General features: G+C 69.5%; 17 protein-coding genes and 2 tRNA genes. 11 read left to right on the forward strand and 8 right to left on the reverse strand.

Features of this window, described 5'->3' with window-relative positions; genetic code table 11:
* The first annotated feature begins 516 nt into the window (after nucleotides 1-516).
* The 4 genes from lysS (at nucleotide 517) to BKA14_RS31970 (ending at nucleotide 5,059) form a co-directional block, all read left to right on the forward strand.
* The gene (gene lysS, locus BKA14_RS31955; protein WP_184954478.1) at nucleotides 517-2,226 is read left to right on the forward strand and encodes a lysine--tRNA ligase; all 1,710 of its coding nucleotides are present in this window, start codon (nucleotides 517-519) and stop codon (nucleotides 2,224-2,226) included.
* Between the two features lie 76 nt (nucleotides 2,227-2,302).
* Nucleotides 2,303-3,502: a WD40 repeat domain-containing protein gene (locus tag BKA14_RS31960; protein WP_239093177.1), complete on the forward strand. Its 1,200-nt coding sequence runs from the start codon at nucleotides 2,303-2,305 to the stop codon at nucleotides 3,500-3,502.
* Between the two features lie 75 nt (nucleotides 3,503-3,577).
* Nucleotides 3,578-4,810 (forward strand): NYN domain-containing protein, encoded by a 1,233-nt coding sequence (locus BKA14_RS31965; protein WP_184954479.1) that lies wholly within the window; start codon nucleotides 3,578-3,580, stop codon nucleotides 4,808-4,810.
* Between the two features lie 45 nt (nucleotides 4,811-4,855).
* Nucleotides 4,856-5,059, forward strand: a complete 204-nt coding sequence (locus BKA14_RS31970; protein WP_184954481.1) for an RICIN domain-containing protein — start codon at nucleotides 4,856-4,858, stop codon at nucleotides 5,057-5,059.
* A 103-nt stretch (nucleotides 5,060-5,162) separates the two neighbouring features.
* Here the strand turns inward: BKA14_RS31970 and BKA14_RS31975 are convergent, their stop codons facing one another.
* Genes BKA14_RS31975 through BKA14_RS31985 form a run of 3 tightly spaced genes read right to left on the reverse strand, consistent with a single transcriptional unit; the run spans nucleotide 5,163 to nucleotide 6,693 of the window.
* Nucleotides 5,163-5,612, reverse strand: coding sequence for a hypothetical protein (locus BKA14_RS31975; protein WP_184954483.1), 450 nt, complete (start codon nucleotides 5,610-5,612; stop codon nucleotides 5,163-5,165).
* Nucleotides 5,609-6,064, reverse strand: coding sequence for a hypothetical protein (locus tag BKA14_RS31980; RefSeq protein ID WP_184954485.1), 456 nt, complete (start codon nucleotides 6,062-6,064; stop codon nucleotides 5,609-5,611). The genes BKA14_RS31975 and BKA14_RS31980 overlap by 4 nt, the downstream gene beginning before the upstream one ends.
* Nucleotides 6,061-6,693 carry a hypothetical protein gene (locus BKA14_RS31985; protein WP_184954487.1) on the reverse strand — a complete coding sequence of 211 codons (633 nt, stop codon included), beginning with the start codon at nucleotides 6,691-6,693 and terminating at the stop codon, nucleotides 6,061-6,063. Before BKA14_RS31985 ends, BKA14_RS31980 begins: the two co-directional genes overlap by 4 nt.
* Nucleotides 6,694-6,829: 136 nt before the next feature.
* Between BKA14_RS31985 and BKA14_RS31990 the strand changes: the two genes are divergently transcribed.
* Complete coding sequence (locus tag BKA14_RS31990; RefSeq protein WP_184954489.1) at nucleotides 6,830-7,906, forward strand: glycoside hydrolase family 19 protein; 1,077 nt, start codon at nucleotides 6,830-6,832, stop codon at nucleotides 7,904-7,906.
* A 63-nt stretch (nucleotides 7,907-7,969) separates the two neighbouring features.
* On the opposite strand, the gene BKA14_RS31995 is transcribed toward BKA14_RS31990, so the two are convergent.
* Nucleotides 7,970-8,200, reverse strand: a complete 231-nt coding sequence (locus BKA14_RS31995) for a hypothetical protein (RefSeq protein WP_184954491.1) — start codon at nucleotides 8,198-8,200, stop codon at nucleotides 7,970-7,972.
* 281 nt (nucleotides 8,201-8,481) lie between these two features.
* Here BKA14_RS31995 and BKA14_RS32000 point away from each other — a divergent pair, with 281 nt between their 5' ends.
* Both BKA14_RS32000 and BKA14_RS32005 read left to right on the forward strand, forming a co-directional pair.
* Nucleotides 8,482-9,603, forward strand: coding sequence for an XRE family transcriptional regulator (locus BKA14_RS32000; protein WP_184954492.1), 1,122 nt, complete (start codon nucleotides 8,482-8,484; stop codon nucleotides 9,601-9,603).
* Entirely contained in the window at nucleotides 9,600-10,742 is a 1,143-nt protein-coding gene (locus BKA14_RS32005; protein ID WP_184954494.1) for a hypothetical protein, read from the forward strand. The genes BKA14_RS32000 and BKA14_RS32005 overlap by 4 nt, the downstream gene beginning before the upstream one ends.
* Here BKA14_RS32005 and BKA14_RS32010 read toward each other — a convergent pair.
* Nucleotides 10,669-11,769 (reverse strand): MFS transporter, encoded by a 1,101-nt coding sequence (locus BKA14_RS32010; protein WP_184954496.1) that lies wholly within the window; start codon nucleotides 11,767-11,769, stop codon nucleotides 10,669-10,671. The two genes, BKA14_RS32005 and BKA14_RS32010, sit on opposite strands and share 74 nt — an antisense overlap.
* Before the next feature lie 98 nt (nucleotides 11,770-11,867).
* Nucleotides 11,868-12,806 (reverse strand): aldo/keto reductase, encoded by a 939-nt coding sequence (locus tag BKA14_RS32015; protein WP_184954497.1) that lies wholly within the window; start codon nucleotides 12,804-12,806, stop codon nucleotides 11,868-11,870.
* Nucleotides 12,807-12,962: 156 nt separating this feature from the next.
* Here BKA14_RS32015 and BKA14_RS32020 point away from each other — a divergent pair, with 156 nt between their 5' ends.
* On the forward strand, nucleotides 12,963-13,826 hold the full coding sequence (locus tag BKA14_RS32020) for an oxidoreductase (protein WP_184954498.1): 864 nt from the start codon (nucleotides 12,963-12,965) through the stop codon (nucleotides 13,824-13,826).
* Here the strand turns inward: BKA14_RS32020 and BKA14_RS32025 are convergent.
* Nucleotides 13,781-14,647, reverse strand: coding sequence for a helix-turn-helix domain-containing protein (locus tag BKA14_RS32025; RefSeq protein ID WP_239093179.1), 867 nt, complete (start codon nucleotides 14,645-14,647; stop codon nucleotides 13,781-13,783). The genes BKA14_RS32020 and BKA14_RS32025 overlap by 46 nt on opposite strands.
* 148 nt (nucleotides 14,648-14,795) lie before the next feature.
* On the opposite strand from BKA14_RS32025, the gene BKA14_RS32030 reads away from it, so the two are divergent.
* A complete protein-coding gene (locus BKA14_RS32030; RefSeq protein WP_184954502.1) occupies nucleotides 14,796-15,812 on the forward strand; it encodes an alcohol dehydrogenase catalytic domain-containing protein in 1,017 nt (338 codons plus the stop codon).
* Between the two features lies 1 nt (nucleotide 15,813).
* Here the strand turns inward: BKA14_RS32030 and BKA14_RS32035 are convergent, their stop codons facing one another.
* Nucleotides 15,814-16,419 (reverse strand): DUF4232 domain-containing protein, encoded by a 606-nt coding sequence (locus tag BKA14_RS32035; RefSeq protein ID WP_184954503.1) that lies wholly within the window; start codon nucleotides 16,417-16,419, stop codon nucleotides 15,814-15,816.
* 322 nt (nucleotides 16,420-16,741) lie between these two features.
* Here BKA14_RS32035 and BKA14_RS32040 point away from each other — a divergent pair.
* A tRNA-Glu gene (locus tag BKA14_RS32040) sits at nucleotides 16,742-16,814 on the forward strand.
* 16 nt (nucleotides 16,815-16,830) lie between these two features.
* Nucleotides 16,831-16,905, forward strand: a tRNA-Glu gene (locus tag BKA14_RS32045).
* Nucleotides 16,906-16,939 lie beyond the last annotated feature (34 nt).

A 16,939-nucleotide genomic window follows, 5' to 3' on the forward strand; every position in this document is an offset into this window, starting at 1 on the left:
CCCGGCGTACCTGGCACGCCGGCTGGCCAGCAATCCCCTAGCGTGCACAGGCCGGGCTCGGCGCGGTAACCGGCGATGACAGCGCACCGCACTGGGCCGGTGGTCTCCGACCCAGGCTCAGGCCGACCGCCCGCGTACCGTCACTCTCGACATGCCGGTGCCGGGTGATCGGTGGGTGGTCGGACGTCGGCGACCGTTTCCGGACGGGCGCGGCTGAACCAGCACGTTCGAGCGGCGACGACCTGCAAGTCGGCGAGCTGTATCATGCACTTGGCCTTGAACGGGGGACGTGCAAAGGCGCTCTGACCTGCCAGAGCACCTTTTGCGCATGCTTTGGCCCGAAGGATTGCAGAGTGGACTAGCGACCACTAGTCATCTGACTACGGGTCGGAAGGCTAGGGGTTCGAGTCCCTTCGGGCGCACAGCATTGATGGGCCTGACCTGCGGAGACGCGGTTCAGGTCCACTCGCGTTTGTAGACCGATTTCCACTCGAAGGTCGAAAGGATCCGCGCCCGATGTCCAGCACTGCCGAGTCGGATTGGGTCAGCCGCTTCGCTGACGAGGTTATTGCCGAGGCGGAGCGCCGGGCGCCGGGCAAGCCGATCGTCTGCGCCTCCGGGTTGAGCCCGTCGGGTCCGATCCACTTGGGCAATCTGCGCGAGGTGATGACCCCGCATCTGGTCGCCGACGAGATTCGGCGCCGTGGCCGCGAGTGTGTGCACATCATCTCGTGGGATGACTTCGACCGGTTCCGTAAGGTGCCGGCCGGCATCGACGAGTCCTGGTCGGAGCACATCGGCAAGCCGTTGACGTCGGTGCCCGCGCCGCCCGGCAGTGACTTCCCCAACTGGGCGGAGCACTTCAAGGCCGCGATGATTACTGCCTTGGGCGAGCTGGGTGTGGTGTTCCACGGCATCAGCCAGACGGAGCAGTACACGTCGGGTGTCTATCGGGAGCAGATCCTGCTGGCGATGCGTGAGCGGCACCGCATCGACGCCATCCTGGGCCAGTACCGTACGAAGGCCAAGCCGGCGGCCGTGACCGCCGACAGTTCGGCCGAGGAGGCCGCGGCGGCCGAGGGGTCGGGCGCGGCGAGTGAGGACGACGGCGGCAGCGGCAGCCAGTATTTCCCGTACAAGCCGTATTGCTCGGGTTGTGGCCGCGACACGACGACCGTGACGGCGTACGACGACGAGACCACCGAGCTGACTTACACCTGCGCGTTCGGGCACGGCGACACGGTCAAGCTGTCCGAGTTCAACCACGGCAAGCTGGTCTGGAAGGTCGACTGGCCGATGCGGTGGGCGTTCGAGGGCGTGGTCTTCGAGCCGTCCGGTGTGGACCACACTTCGCCCGGCTCGTCGTACGTGGTGGGCCAGCAGATCGTCCGCGAGATCTTCGGGGCGGAACCGCCGATCGGCCCGATGTACGCGTTCGTCGGCATCACCGGCATGGCCAAGATGAGCAGTTCCAAGGGCGGCGTGCCGACCCCGGGCGACGCTCTGCGGATCATGGAGGCGCCGCTGCTGCGCTGGCTCTATGCCCGCCGCCGGCCCAACCAGAGCTTCAAGGTCGCCTTTGACCAGGAGATTCAGCGGCTGTACGACGAGTGGGACGCGCTGGGCACGAAGGTGCAGGCGGGCACGGCTCCGGGTGGCGACGCGACCGCGTACGACCGGGCCCGGCGCACGGCCGAGGCCGAGCTGCCGGTGACGCCGCGCCCCCTGCCGTACCGGATGCTGGCTTCGGTCGCCGACATCACGACCGGTGACGAGGCGCAGATGCTGCGCATCCTGCACGATCTGGACCCGGAGCGCCCGGTCGACGACTTGGGCGAGGTGCGTCCGCGGCTCGACTGCGCAATGCGCTGGGTGGCCGAGCAGATGCCGGCCGACGCGCGCACCCGGGTCGCCGACGAGCCGGACGCGGAGCTGCTGGCCGGTCTGGCCGACGACGAGCGCCTGGCCCTGCGCCATCTGGTGGAGGGTCTGGACGAGCACTGGTCGCTGGCCGGGTTGACGACGCTGGTCTACGGCGTTCCCAAGATGGTGCTCGGTCTGCCGATGGATGTGGCGCCCACGGCCGAGCTGAAGGCGGTGCAGCGGAAGTTCTTCATTCTGCTTTACCGGCTGCTGACCGGCCGCGAGACCGGTCCGCGTCTGCCCACGCTGCTGCTGGCCATCGGCGTCGACCGGGTTCGCCGCCTGGTGACACCGGCGGCCTGAGCGGGGGCAGAACCCGGCCGGGGGAACGGCGGGAAACCGCCCCAAAACCGCCACACTTGGTCGTTACGGTGCCGGTGTGACTACCAAAAGAGATCGTAAAGACACGAGCAGTGACTATGCGGTCGGTGGCCACCGGCGTCGTGCCGGTTGGTCCGTTGCGGTGGCCCTGGTCGGGCTGCTCGCACTAGCCGCCGCCCCAGCACACGCCAACCCGCAAGCTCCGGGCCCGGCCGGCGCGACGACCGCCAACCGGACAGTGGTGCCCGGCTCGGCCGGCCTCATCGCCGTGCGTCCCGACGGCAAGGTGTTCGCCACGGTGAGCAAGGCGACCGTCCGGCAGTGGAACACCGCGACCGGGCGCCGCGGCGGTCCGACGCTCGCCGCCAAGACCGGGCCCATCTACTCCATCGCGTTCAGCTCGGACGGCAAGCTGCTGGCGGTGGCCGGCCACAGCCAGGTGTCGCTGTGGGATCCCACCATCGGGCAGCGCAACGGACCGGCCCTGACCGGTCACGTCGGGCCGGTGCGGTCGATCTCGTTCAGCTCGACCGGCCGGCTGATGGCCACCGCCGGTGACGACGGCACGGTCAAGCTGTGGAACCCGACCACCGGTGAGCTGGTGCGCACGATCGCCGCCCATTCCGGTCCCGTACGGCTGGTCACGTTCAGTGCGGACGGCGAACGCCTCGCGACCGCCGGGGGCGGCGACGACAACACCGTACGGCTGTGGCAGGTCGCCACCGGCGAGCCGATCGCCGAGCCGCTGATCGTCAACCCCGGGCCGGTGTACGCGGTGAGCTTCAGCCCGGGCGGGCGGGTGCTGGCCGCGTCCGGCGGCGGCAACGTCGTACGGCTGTGGAACACGGCCACCGGCGCCCCCGCCGGCAAGCAGCTGACCGGCAACGCCGGGCCGGTGTACGCCCTCACGTTCGGCCGCGGCGGGCGGCTGCTGGCCACCTCGTCCGGGGGCGACAACACCGTGCGGCTGTGGAACATGGCGACCCGGCAGCCGGCCACCGAACCCCTGGCCGGGCACACCGGACCGGTGCGGGCCATGCGGTTCACCCCGAACGGCCGGGTGCTGGCCACCGGCGCGGACGACGGATCGGTCCGGCTGTGGAACACCACGACCGGCGCCGCCACCGCCGCGCCGCTGGCCGGGCACACCGGGGCGGTCTGGGCGCTGCGGATCACCCCCAACGGCAAACGTCTGATCACCGCCGGGGCGGACAACAAGGTCCGCCTGTGGCGGGTCGGTGCCCTGCCCCCGGCATAACCGGAGCGAGGAGCCCGCGCGCTGTTTCCGCACAGCGCGCGGGCGCGGCCCCGCCCGCGTTGATAGGTTGCGAGCGTGGGTCATGTCCGGGCGGCGCTCTATCTCGATTTCGACAACGTGTTCGGCGGGCTCTACCGGCTTGATCCCGAGGCCGCCGTACAGTTCGCCAGCGATCCGGGCGGCTGGCTGCGGCGCATGTCGGTGACGGCCACGTCGGAGGCGCCGCGGCGGTGGCTCGTGCTGCGCTGCTATCTCAACCCGGCGGGCTGGGTCCATCACACCGACCCGTCCGGCGAGCAGACCCGGCTGTTCTTCTCGAAGTTCCGCCCGTGGTTCGTGCGGGCCGGGTTCGACGTGATCGACTGCCCGCGGTACAGCGGCACCAAGAACGCGGCCGACATCCGGATCGTGGTGGACGCGGTCGACGCGCTGGCCGCCGACACCCGGTACGACGAGTTCGTCATCGCGTCCGGCGACTCCGACATGACGCCGCTGCTCCAGCGGCTGCGGCGTTCCGACCGGCGCACCATGATCGTGTCTCCGGCCGACGCGGCCGAGGCGTTCACCTCGATCGCCGACCACGTGCTGGACAGCCAGCAGCTGCTGGAGCTGGTGCAGGGCGAGCCGGTCGAGCTGGACGAGGACGAGCAGTTCCCCGTGGTCCCCGATCAGGGCGAGACGTACGAGTCCTTCCGTGAGGTCGTCTCGACCGAGTACGCCGCCGCCACCGAACCGCTCAACATGGCCTCGCTGGCGGCCCGGCTACGCAGCCAGCTCGGTCAGTCGATCACCGACAGCAACTGGTTCGGGTTCGGCAGTTTCGCCCGCGCCGTGGCCGGTCTGAAACTGCCCGACCTGCGGATGTCGCAGCTTTTCCTGTGGGACGAGACCCGGCACGAGGCCCCGGAGCCGGGCGCGACCACGACGCCCAGCCCGGCCCAGCCGGAGCCCGTGGAGCGCCTGGCCGCGCAGCTCGACCTGCCGCGGCTGCCGCAGACCTGGTGGCCGGCGATCTACGAGACCCTGGCCGCGTACGTGGAGTCGCACCGCTTCAACCTGACCCAGTGCACGAGCTGGTCGCGGGACCGGCTGCGCGATCAGGGGGTGCCGGTCAGCCGGGGCGCGGTGGCGTTCGTCGTGCGCGGTGCGGCCTTCGGCGGCTGCCCCCTGTTCCGGCTGCCCGCCCCCACGGCGGCCGAGATCGGCGCGGCCTTCGTCGGCAACGTGCTCAGCCGGGCCGAATCCGTCGACATGACCTTCACCGACGAGGAGACCGCGACCGTACGGGAATGGCTGCTCGACAAATAGGCGCGAGTCTCGTTGTCGCGACGCCCGGCCGGCATCTACCGGGTCATGACTCGGAAATCCAGATGGCTCGCGGCCACGGCCGCCCTGATGATCCTGCCCGCCGGGCTGGTCGGCTGCAAGATGCTGCCGTCGAGCGCGGCGACGCTGCCCGCGACCGGCGGCACCTATCAGCTCAAGGTGACTAAGAGCGGCATGTGCGTCGACGTGCCCGGTACTTCGTCCGCGACCGGTGCGTTGCTCCAGCAGTGAGGGCTGCACGGGCGGCGCCGCCTGGCAGCAGTTCAGGCTGACGGTGGGGCGCGAACTATTTGCAGTGGGCGTTCGTGCCGATTTCGGGTGGAGGCGGAGGCACTCAGGACTCGAGCCAGGGCTCGATCACGGCGACGGGTGCGAGCGGCAGTGCGGCGACTGGCTGTTCGACGGCGTCGATCAGATACCCCTCGTCCTCGTCGTAGATGCGCGCCCGAGTACGGATGCCGTCCGGACCCACTACCCAGAAGGCGCTGGGCGGAAGCTCAACACCCTTGTAAGCCACGACCGTGTCGAGCCGACCGGCGAGGAAAGCACCGGCAGCCGACCGCGGCGGTGTCTTCACGACCGCCTCGGTGAAATAGATGTCCAGATGCCAACGGAGGTCGCCTGCCAAGGGCGTCGCGGTGCAGCTCACCGGCGCGGCCCAGTTCCGGTCGTCCTGGCCGTCGTCGCCGATGTCGACCTCGCTCGCGGTGAGCTCGGTCAGTGCCGCGGCAAGATCGGCACGATCCACCTCGCCGGCCAGATAGAGAATGTAGCCGTCGTTCACCACGTCCTGGCCCAATCGGGCGGCGGGACGACCTTGAGGCCAGGTTCGCCCGGGATGGGCTCCAGGGCGTGCAGGATGGTCGGGTAGTCGCTGTCGGGGTCGGTCATCACCCGGCCGAAGCTTCCGTCGGCGGTGACCAGGAACCAGTAGTCTGGCGCAAGGCTGCCCTCGTCGAGCAGCGCCCGGGTGCGGGCGATCCGGCAGACGGCTTGCGCCAGTTCGAGCGGAGTGGCCCGGGTCCGCTTCGTGAGCTCGTCACCGGCCTCGAACTCATGCCCGAACGGCCCACCTGCGGGTGTGATGAGCACGATCGGATCAGGCCCGGCGTGCGACTTGAGCTGCTCGTACGGGCCTACGTAGACCAGCTCCGGCGCAATGTTGTAAACCGTGTGCAGCGCGTCGCGCAGCGCTTCGGCGGGTTGGCCGCTGTCGAAGTAGATGCCGTACGTCATGCGCCACCCCGGTAGCTCTTGTGGTGTTGAAAGACCTCGAGGGCCATTGTCCAGTCGGATTCGCTGATGAACGGATCACGGCGCAGGGCTTCCTGGGCCGCCGCGATGTCACCGTCGCTGCCGATCAGGTTCTTGAGGACTTTGTACTCGGAACGGCTGAGGTTGACGAAGCCCGGGCCATCGGCAGGGAAGGTGGTATTGGCGGATTCCACGCCGTACCTCCGGCCGTTGACCTGATAGGTGTTGGTCGCTTCGTCCCATGTGCCGCGCCCGGCGGAGATGTCGGCCAGGTCCCCGGCGACGTCGGTGCCGGGCAGCACGATGGTGTTCTTGTCCTTGCTGCGGCTGTTGAGCTTGATGCTGTTGAGATTGTGGCGAAGCGCGTTGGGCGGCCGCAGCGGAGCCGTCGCAGCAGGTCCCGCCGGCGTGTTCGGGGCGCCTCCAGTCGCCCGCGCTTCGGTGTCGGCGCGGCCGTCCTGGGCCTTGCCCGTCACCTGGGTCTGGGCGTCGGCGATGCTGCGGGCGTGGCCACCGCTGCCGGAGCCGCTGCCGGGCCGCCGGGGCGGTGGGGGCGGCTCGCCGCCGTCGTCGCCGCCGCCCGGGGTGTGGGGGCGGGACCGGGGCGGCATCGCGTCAGGGTAGCGGGGCTTGTCTCGCGGGAGGAATTAAGTTTGTTTACAGAAACCGTTGACCGGACCCATGGGCATTTGCTTTTGTCGATGTATCGCGCGCGCTCTCATCCCCCTCGGGCTCGAAAGGTCCGCCATGAAGAGAAATCGTCTGCTGACGCTGCTCGGCGCGCTCGTTCTGGGTGTGGTCGGCGCGGTGGTGCCGATGACGGCATCCCCGGCGGCCGCCGCGTGCGTGACCCCCTACAGCAGCAGTGCCGTCTACACCGGCGGCATGACCGCCTCCTACAACGGCCGCAACTGGACCGCCAAGTGGTGGACCCAGGGCGAGGCGCCGAGCACCGGTGGCTCGAACGTCTGGCAGGACAACGGCGCCTGCGACGGCAACAGCGGTGGCGGTGGCGGCGGCACCACCTGCAACTACCCGAACTGGGTGGCCGGTCAGTGGTACGACGCCGGCGCGATCGTGCGCTACAGCAACGGGCAGTACTACCGGGCCACGAACGCCAACCCGGGCTACGACCCGATCATCAGCACCTGGTACTGGTCGCCCCACAGCTGCACGGGCGGTGGCGGGGGCGACACCGGTGGCGGTGGCGGGTTCGTCGTCAGTGAGGCCCAGTTCAACTCGATGTTCCCGGGCCGCAACGCCTTCTACACGTACGCCGGGCTGACCGACGCCATGAAGAAGTATCCGTCCTTCGCGACCACGGGCAGCGACACCGTCAAGAAGCAGGAGGCCGCGGCTTTCCTGGCCAACGTGAGCCACGAGACCGGTGGCCTGGTCTACATCGACGAGATCAACCAGGCCAACTGGCCGCACTACTGCGACACCTCGCAGCCGTACGGGTGCCCGGCCGGTCAGTCCGCCTATCACGGGCGCGGCCCGATCCAGCTGAGCTGGAACTTCAACTATTACGCGGCAGGTAACGCGCTCGGTGTCGACCTGCTCAACAACCCGAACCTGGTCGCCACCAACTCGTCGATCTCGTGGCAGACCGGCCTCTGGTATTGGATGACCGGCACCGGCGCCGCGGGCACCACGTCGCACAACGCGATGGTCAACGGCAACGGCTTCGGCACGACGATCCGCGCCATCAACAGCATCGAGTGCAACGGCGGGAACTCGGGCCAGGTGCAGAGCCGGATCAGCCTCTACACCCGGTTCGCCGGCATCCTCGGCGTCCCCACGGGCGGCAACCTGTCCTGCTGACCCCTCCGATCGACGGTGCCGCCGGGAATCCCTGCCCCGGCGGCACCGCCCTTTCTGAGGTGGTCACGTGAGGACGTGGACGAGACCGAGCACCGTGGCCACGACGATTGCGGCTTTGAGCAGCCAGAAAGCGTGCTCGGCGAGCAGCCGGAGAACCGGGACGGCGGTGGTCAGCACCCCGGCCAGGGTGAGGGCGCAGGCCGAGGAATAGACGGTCAGTTCGGTGCGGGAAGCATCCGCGGCGGGACCTGACCCGGAGGTGGCCGCGAAGATGAGCAGGGCGATCGCGAACATCAGGCATCGAGCGAGATCCCGACGAGGGTCGGGGCGGCGCCTGCGGCGGGCGGTCGTGGGAGTTAGGCCGGCTGTCAGTCGAGAGACCCCTGGGTTCATCTCGGTGCCCCCTGAACTTCAATGAACTTCTGTGAAGTAAGGCTAAGGCAAGTGCCGGACGTGAATCTTCGTTCAATCACGTTCTCGGCACAGTATGTACGGCGTGCGTTTTGGCGTAGCGCGAGCTTGCACGGCACCCTAAACTTCGGCGGCATTCCCTGAAGTTCAGTGAAGGGTGCGAGATGCAGCCGGCAGAGCGGCCCGAGGCACGTCTGGCACGACGCCTGCGTGCGCTCCGGCTTCAGCAGTGGCCCGACCTGAAGGTCACTCAGCAGCAAGTGGCGGAGGCGCTGGGCCGGGGCACCCCGCTGAGCCTGTCGTTGATCTCGTCGTGGGAGTCCGTCCGCAAACCGATCGTTCCCCCCGCGAACCGGCTGGCGCAGTACGCGCTCTTCTTCGCGACCCGGCGCAGCGTCGAGTCGGAGCCGGCCCGGCTGCTGGAGGAGCACGAACTCACCGAGGACGAGCGAACCACGCGCGACGTGGTGCACGCCGATCTGCTCAGCCTGCGGTCGTTCGAGGATTCGGTCCCGGACGACCCGGGCGCTTTCTGGCCGCAACGGCTCACGATCGCCGGCTCCATCGGCGACAGCATCGGCGGCGGCACGTGGTTCTTCCCGGATCAGCGGTCGATCATCATCGTCAGCGGGAGCATGTCGCCCCGTTTGCGCAGCTTGATGCCGTACGCGGATGTCAAGAACCCGGATTACGTACGCGCTCTGACGCTCGCCGATCTGGATGCGCTGGTCGAGCTGCACGGACATATCCGCGCCGTGAACCCGGCGGCTGACGTGCGCATTCTGAAGTCGGAGGAGATGGACGAGGACGATTTCACGTCTCATCTGGTGTTGCTGGGTGGCGGGGATTTCAACTCCGTCAACCGGGACATCACCCGGCGGCTGGAATTGGCGGTTCGTCAACAGTTGCGGCCGAGCGAAAAAGATTCGGGCTTTTTTTCGACGGCCGAAGGGACTACCTTCAAGCCCGTCCTCGACGATGCAACCGGTAGTTTGGCCGAGGACGTCGCGCTGTTTTATCGGGGCAAAAACCCCTACAACGCGCGGCGAACCGTGACTTTGTGTAGTGGTATGTATGCGCGGGGGACGTACGGCGCGGTGAGAGCCCTGACCGACGTAAAGTTTCGCGATCGTAATGAGGAGCACATCAGCAACCGCTTTACTAAGGCTGAGTCGTTCAGTGTTCTGATGCGTGTTCGGGTCAATCCGAATGGAGCGGTGGTGACCCCCGACTGGACACAGTCCGAGGTGCGGCTGCATGAGTGGCCGCCCGAGGCTGAGGCGTGAGCGAGGACGACAGCGCTCACCATTCTTCGCACCGCGGTCTCATTGCTCCGGCGACCGCGGGCGATCTCGGCGTACCCGTCGACGCCATCATCGTGCCGAGCGCGCGCTACGAGGTGTCGTTGCGGGAGGCCGCCCGGCTCGCCGCGGAACTGAAGTGCGTGCTGCTGGTGCTCTCCAGCAAGCGATCGGATGCGCAGCGGGTCGCCGACTTCCTGCGCGACGTCGACGTCGACGTCGTCCCGGTCGACTTCCCCACGACCGGAATCGCGGGGCTGCCCGGGCTCGAGACGTCCACCATTCTGAACAAGTCGCGGCTGCGGCGGCGCACGGACACGAGCGCCAAGCGGAACCTGGGGCTGGTGTTCGCCCGGATGGCGGGCTGGAGCCGGGTCGTGTTCCTGGACGACGACATCATGGTGCCCGAGGCTGACGACCTGCGCCGTGCGGTCGCCCTCCTCGACACCTGCGACGCGGTCGGCCTGCGCATCGGCGGCTATCCCGACAACTCCGTGGTCTGTCACGCCAACCGCGAGACCGGCGCCGCCCAGGACACGTTCCTGGGCGGCGGAGCCATGGCGGTGGCGACCCACCGGATCGACTCGTTCTTCCCGGAGATCTACAACGAGGACTGGTTCTTCCTCATCGACGACACGACGCTGCGGCCGGTCGGCCAGGTCGGCGTCGCGCTGCAGAAGGCGTACGACCCGTTCGCCAACCCCGATCGGGCGCGTGACGAGGAGTTCGGCGACGTGCTGGCCGAGGGGTTGTTCGCGCTCTTCGACGACGGCGGCAAGATCGGTGACGCCACCGAGCAGTACTGGGAGAAGTTCCTCGCGGCGCGGCTGGAACTGATCACCCGGATCAAGGACAAGTGCACCACCTCGGCCCGTGACCAGCAGATCCGCGCGTCGCTGACCGCGGCCGGGGGTCGTCTGCGGATCATCACGCCGCGTGATTGCGTCGTCTACATCAGAGCTTGGCAGCGCGACCGGACGGTCTGGGCCACGTTCATGACCGGGACGGACCCGGTGGGCGACATTCCCCTCGTGCTGAAGCAGCTAGGGCTCACTCGCCGGCATCCGCGCCCGCCAGCGCCGAAGCCAGGAGCGCGACGACCAGAGCGAGTGGGAGCAAGGTGAGCATGGCGGCGGCCAAGCCGGTCGCGTGGGCCAGCCAGCCCATGCCGAGCGGCCCGAAGATGCTGGCGCTGTAGCCGACCGCGGTCATAGCGGCCACCGCGGACGACGTGGCCGCGTTACCGGCCGCGCTCAGCGCCGCCGGGAACACCCAGCAGATGCCGATACCCCAGCCCAGAGCGCCGATGAAGGCCCACGAGCCGGCGTCGGCGAAGACCACGAGAGCGATGCTGAGGGCCGCCGCGATGGCACCGGAGCGAACGACGCCGGTGGCCCCGGCGCGGCGGTGCGGGCGCTCGGCGAACAGGCGCCCGGCGGCCATGGCCGAGACGAACAGGGTGTAGCCGAGGGCGGCGCCGGTGTGCGAAAGGCCGCGTTCCTGGTGGAGGAAGACCGCGAGCCAGTCGCCGGCCGCACCCTCGACAACGGCGCCGCAGAAGATCAGGGTACCGATCGGCAGCAGGCGCCGCACCGGCCATCGCTGCTGGTGGCGCGACCGGGCAGAGCGGAGGTCCTTGGCCTCGCCGAACGTCCGCAGGCTGAGCGCGCACAGCCCGGCTGTGAGCGCGCCGACCGTGACCAGGTGCGGCAGCAGCGGGACGGCGAAGCGGGCCGCGGCCAGGCCCAGACCGGCCCCGGCCATGCTGCCGACGCTCCACCAGCCGTGGAAGCGGCTCATCAGATGCTTGTCGAGCCGGCTCTCGACCGCGTGGCCCTGCACGTTCATGCCGGCGTCCCAGACGCCGCTGCCCAGACCCATGACCAGCAGAGTCAGGGCCAGGACGGGGGTGGACCGGCTGAGCGCGATCGCCGGCAGCGAGGCCAGCGTGACGACGAAACCGAAGGTCAGGACCCGGCGGCTACCGAACCGTTCGCAGGCCGCCCCGGTGAGCAGCATCGCGGTCAGGGTGCCGAGGCCGAGCATCAGGAGCGCGGCGCCGAAGCGGACAAAATCGGCCTGGGTCTGCTCGAGAACCGGAGGCAGCCGGGACATCCAGGACGCCTGCGTCGCGCCGCTGAGGGCGAACACCAGACTGACGCCACGAGCGGCCCCCACAAGTCACCCCCGTCGATGACTCTAACGGGGGTGACTACAAATCGCGGATCATGCGGGCGCGCAGGGTAGTGCTAGCGGGCCGAGACCTCGTCGAGCGCGGCGATCTCGTCGGCCGCCAGGTCGAGGGTGGCCGAGGCGATCAGGGCCGGCAGTTGCTCGGTCGTACGGGCGCTGGCGATAGGGGCGGCGACGTTCTTGCGCGTACGCAACCAGGCGAGCGCAACCGTGGCCGGTTCGACGCCGTGTGTGGCCGCGACGTCGGTGAGCACCTTGATGACGGCCAGCCCGTCCTCGGTCAGGTACTTCTGGGCCCCGCCACCACGCGGACCACTGGCCAGGTCGGCCTCCGTACGGTATTTGCCGGTCAGGAAGCCGCTGGCCAGCGCGTAGTAGGGCAGCACGGCCAGGCCCTCGGCCTCGGCCACGGGTGCGATGTCGCGCTCGTACGCCGTGCGCTCGACCAGGTTGTAGTGCGGCTGCACGGCCACGGGCAGCGTGAAACCGTTCCTGCGGGCGACCTCGAACCACTCCCGGATGCGCTCGGCGCTGTAGTTGGAGACGCCGATCGCGCGCACCTTGCCCGCCTTGACCAGGGCGTCGAACGCGCCCGCGGTCTCCTCGAGCGGGGTGTCGGCGTCGTCGTAGTGCGCGTAGTAGAGGTCGATGTAGTCGGTCCGGAGCCGGGTCAGCGACGCGTCGGCCGCCGCCGCGACGGTGGCCGCGGCCAGACCCCGGAACTGCGGGTGCTGGCTGACCTTGGTGGCCAGCACGACCCGGTCCCGCCCGCCGCGGGCGGCGAACCAGTTCCCGATGATCGTCTCCGACTCGCCTCCTGAGTTGCCGGGCACCCAGGCCGAATAGCCGTCCGCGGTGTCGACGAAGTTGCCGCCGGCCGCGACGAACGCATCCAGCACCTGATGCGACGCGGACTCGTCACTGGTCCAGCCGAACACGTTGCCGCCCAGGTTGAGCGGGAACACCTCGATACCGCTGCTGCCCAGAGTGCTCATGGTCGTCCCTTCCACGCCGTGGTCTTCTCCATCTCCTCCCATACCCGTGACCTGCGGAAGATGCGTCCCGCGGGGTGAGTCCGTCACCACAGGTCCACCGGTCCCAGGATCGGCCGAGTGATGGTTGGACCGCCGGAAAAGGCGAATGCTGGGGGCATGACAACCTTCACGATGGCCGGCGGGATCACCGTCGAGCGCATGGGTTACGGCGCGATGCAACTCGCCGGGCCGGGGGTCTTCGGGCCGCCCAAGGACCGCGCCGAGGCGATCGCCGTGCTGCGGACGGCAGTGGAGTCCGGCGTCGATCACATCGACACGGCCGACTTCTACGGGCCGCACATCACCAACCAGATCATCCGCGAAGCCCTTCACCCGTACGGGGAACAGCTCCTGATCGTCACGAAGGTGGGCGCGGTCCGGGACGACAAGGGTGGCTGGGTGCACGCGCGCGAGCCCCGCCAGCTGCGCGAACAGGTGCAGGACAACCTGCGCAACCTCGGCGTGGACGCGCTCGACGTGGTCAACCTGCGGGTCGGCGGCGGCGCGGACGGCCACTCGCCGGTGCCGGGTTCGATCGCCGACAAGTTCGGGGCGCTGGCCGACATGCGCCGGGAAGGTCTGATCAAGCATCTGGGCCTGAGCGTGGTGGACGCCGACCAGGTCGCCGAGGCGCAGTCGATCGCCCCGATCGTCACCGTGCAGAACTGGTACAACGTCGCGCACCGGGGTGACGAGAAACTGATCGCCGCGCTCGGTGAGCAGGGCATCTCGTACGTTCCGTTCTGGCCGCTGGGCGGGTTCAGCCCGTTGCAGTCGGGCACGCTCGACGAGGTGGCGGCTCGGATCGGCGCGAGCCGGCAGGCGGTGGCGCTGGCCTGGCTGCTCCACCAGGCCCCCAACATCCTGCTCATCCCGGGCACGTCCTCAGTCGCGCACCTGCGCGAGAACCTGTCCGCGGGCGCGCTCACCCTCGATCAGGACGCGCTGGACGCCTTGGAGAACGTCTCGGCGCCCGACTGAAGCAGACGCAGGGCGTGCTGGTCGGGTGAGCCGGCCGGGGCGGTGTAGACGAACATCGTCTGCTCGGCGTCGCCCGGCATGGTCAGGGCCTGATAGGTGATGGTGAGCGCGCCGACGACCGGATGCCGGAAGCGCTTGGTGCCGCTCGTGCGGGCCAGCACCTGGTGGTCGGCCCACCAGCGGCGGAACTCCTCGCTGCGCACCGACAGCTCACCGACCAGCGCCGACAGGTCCGGGTCGTCGGGGTGGCGGCCGGCGTCGACACGCAGCGTGGCCACCGTCTCGGCGGCGATGACGGCCCAGTCCGGGTGCAGATCGCGGGCGTTCTCGTCGAGAAAGATGAACCGGGCGTAGTTGCGCTCGCGGGCCGGCAACGCGTTGAAGTCGCAGATCAGGGCGCGGGCGGCGTGGTTGATCGCGAGCACGTCCATCCGGCGGCCCACGATGAAGGCGGGCGCGCCGGCCGCGTCGAGCGTCTCCAGCAGCTGATAGGTCGCCGGGGCCACCCGCTGCGGGCGGCGCGGCGGGCGGCGGCGGGCCTCCCGGGGCCGGGCCAGGTCGAACAGGTGGGCCCGCTCGGTGTCGTCGAGACGCAGCGCGCGGGCGATCGCGTCGAGCACCGTCGACGACGGGTTGAGGTTGCGGCCCTGCTCGAGGCGGACGTAGTAGTCGACGCTCACGCCGGCCAGCGCGGCCAGTTCCTCGCGCCGCAGACCGGGCACGCGGCGGGCTCCGGCGGTGTCGCCCAGGCCGAACTCCTCGGGCCGGAGCCGGGCCCGGCGCGAGCGGAGAAACTCCTTGAGATCCGCGTTGTGGGTCACGCCCTCCAGTATCGACGCCGCCGGGCGCGCGTCGAAGGGCGAACCTGGTACTGCCGTTCCTAGGGTGCGCCAGGCCTGTTCCGGCAGCTCATGGGCCCTTCCCGGCGGGTTCGATGGTGAGGAACTCCAAGACGAGAGAGGTTCTCCCATGAGCATGATTCGTTCCGCCCAGGTCGCCGAGCCGGGCGCCCCGTTCCGCATCGTCGAGTCGGCTCGCCCCGAACCCGGCCGCGGTCAGGTGCGGGTCGCCGTCGAGGCCTGCGGGGTCTGCCGCACCGACGCGGCCTTCGTCAACGCCGCCTTCCCGGTGTCGTTCCCGCTGGTCACCGGGCACGAGATCGCCGGGCGGGTGGACGCCGTGGGCGAGGACGTCGAGGGCTGGCAGACCGGTGACCGGGTGGCGGTCGGCTGGTTCGGCGGCCATTGCGGCGTGTGCGACCCCTGCCGTTCGGGCGACTTCATCCACTGTGTACGCCTTCAGGTGCCGGGCTGGGCCTACCCGGGCGGCTACGCCGACGCGCTCGTCGTGCCGGCCAACGCCCTGGCCCGCATCCCCGACGCGATCACCGCGGCCGAGGCGGCGCCGATGGGCTGCGCCGGTGTGGCCACGTTCAACGGGCTGCGCTCCAGCTCGGCCCGTCCCGGCGAGCTCGTCGCCGTGCTCGGCCTGGGCGGGCTCGGTCACCTGGGTGTGCAGTTCGCGGCCAAGCTGGGCTTCGAGACGGTGGCGATCGCCCGCGGCGAGGCCCGCGAGGCGGACGCGCGGGAACTGGGTGCCCACCACTACCTCGACAGCGCGGCCGGCGACGTGGCGCAGCGGCTGCAGCAGCTCGGCGGGGCCACGGTAGTGCTGGCCACGGCGGGCAGTTCGGCCGCGATGAGCGCCGCGATCGACGGGCTCGCCCCGAACGGGCAGCTCGTGGTGGTCGGGGCGGACCCGGCGCCGATCGAGGTGAGCCCGTTCCAGATCATCTCGACCAGCCGCACGGTGCACGGCCACCCCTCCGGCACGGCCCGCGACGTCGAGGAGACGCTGCGGTTCGCGGCCCTGACGGGCATCCGGGCCCGTACGGAGGAAATGCCGTTGACCGACGTGCAAGCCGCCTACGACCGCATGCTCGCCGGTGACGCCCACTACCGCGTGGTGCTCACCCCCGGCCGCTAGGTCACCAGGCGACGACGCCCTGCGTGGCCGGCTGCAGCGTGCCGACCTGCAGCGACGTCATGGTGATGGCGCTCTGCTCGGGCGCCGGGAAGTCGATCAGCTTGGCCGCGGGGCCGTCGGTCGAGGCCTGCAGGTTGAACGAGAGTGTGTTGCCGGTGCCGCAGCCGGCGTCGCCCTTGTCGCACGGCACCCACTTGATGCCCTGGAAGGCGCTGCTGCCGGCCTTGAGCATGGTCGGGACGGCCGCGCCGGGCTGGTTGACGTTTTTGACCGGCACGTCGACGACCTCACCGGCGGCGTTGCGCAGCGAGATGGCGGCCCGGCCGTTCACGCCGCAGTCCGAGTCGGACTTGTTGGTGACGGCGACCAGCCCGCGCTGCGCACCGTCCTCCCGGGCGGGCTGCAGCGTGATCTCGACCGACACGTCCACGTTGGTGCAGGGCGCGCCGGGCACGTGCGGCGAGGCGGCCGCGGACTTGGTGGCGGCGACCGGTTCGCCCGGGGCGGCCGCCGCGTCGCCGGTGCCGTTGGCGCAGGCCTGCATGCCGAGTGTCAGGCCCGCGGCCACCGCGCCGAGCACAAGGGTGCGGAAAGAAGGCGTTCGCATAGCTTTCTCCTGATTCGTCGGGCTTGCGAGTCCACCTCCACGGTGCCCGACAAGATCGCGAGCTGGCCTGTCTGGCGCCCGAGTGGCATGAAATCAGGAGAATCCGACTACCTTTCGATCACCGTACGGGTCCGGGCGCCCGGTTGCGTGACAGCCGGCCGCGAACCGGACGGTCGACGGGTTAATGCGTTGCGGGGCCTGCGCGATCCACCTACTTTGGTCCCATGACCGAACAAACTGCCGAGAGCAGACGCGCGTAACCACTTGTCGCACGGTTGCGCCGCCTTCTCCCCGTACGGGAAAGGCGGTTTTTCGTTTTCCTGGGCTGTTGGAGTAGCGGTCAACTCGCCTGACTCTCGATCAGGAGACCACGGGTTCGAATCCCGTACGGCCTACTTGCATGTTGCTTATGGCGCGGTGGACGAAAGGTAGAGTCGCCCGGCTTTCACCCGGGACACGTTGCGGGTTCGAGTCCCGTCCGCGCTGCTAGGGCCTGGTATCTCAGAAGGACAGAGCGGCC

The organism is Paractinoplanes abujensis (assembly GCF_014204895.1).
Taxonomy (GTDB): domain Bacteria; phylum Actinomycetota; class Actinomycetes; order Mycobacteriales; family Micromonosporaceae; genus Actinoplanes; species Actinoplanes abujensis.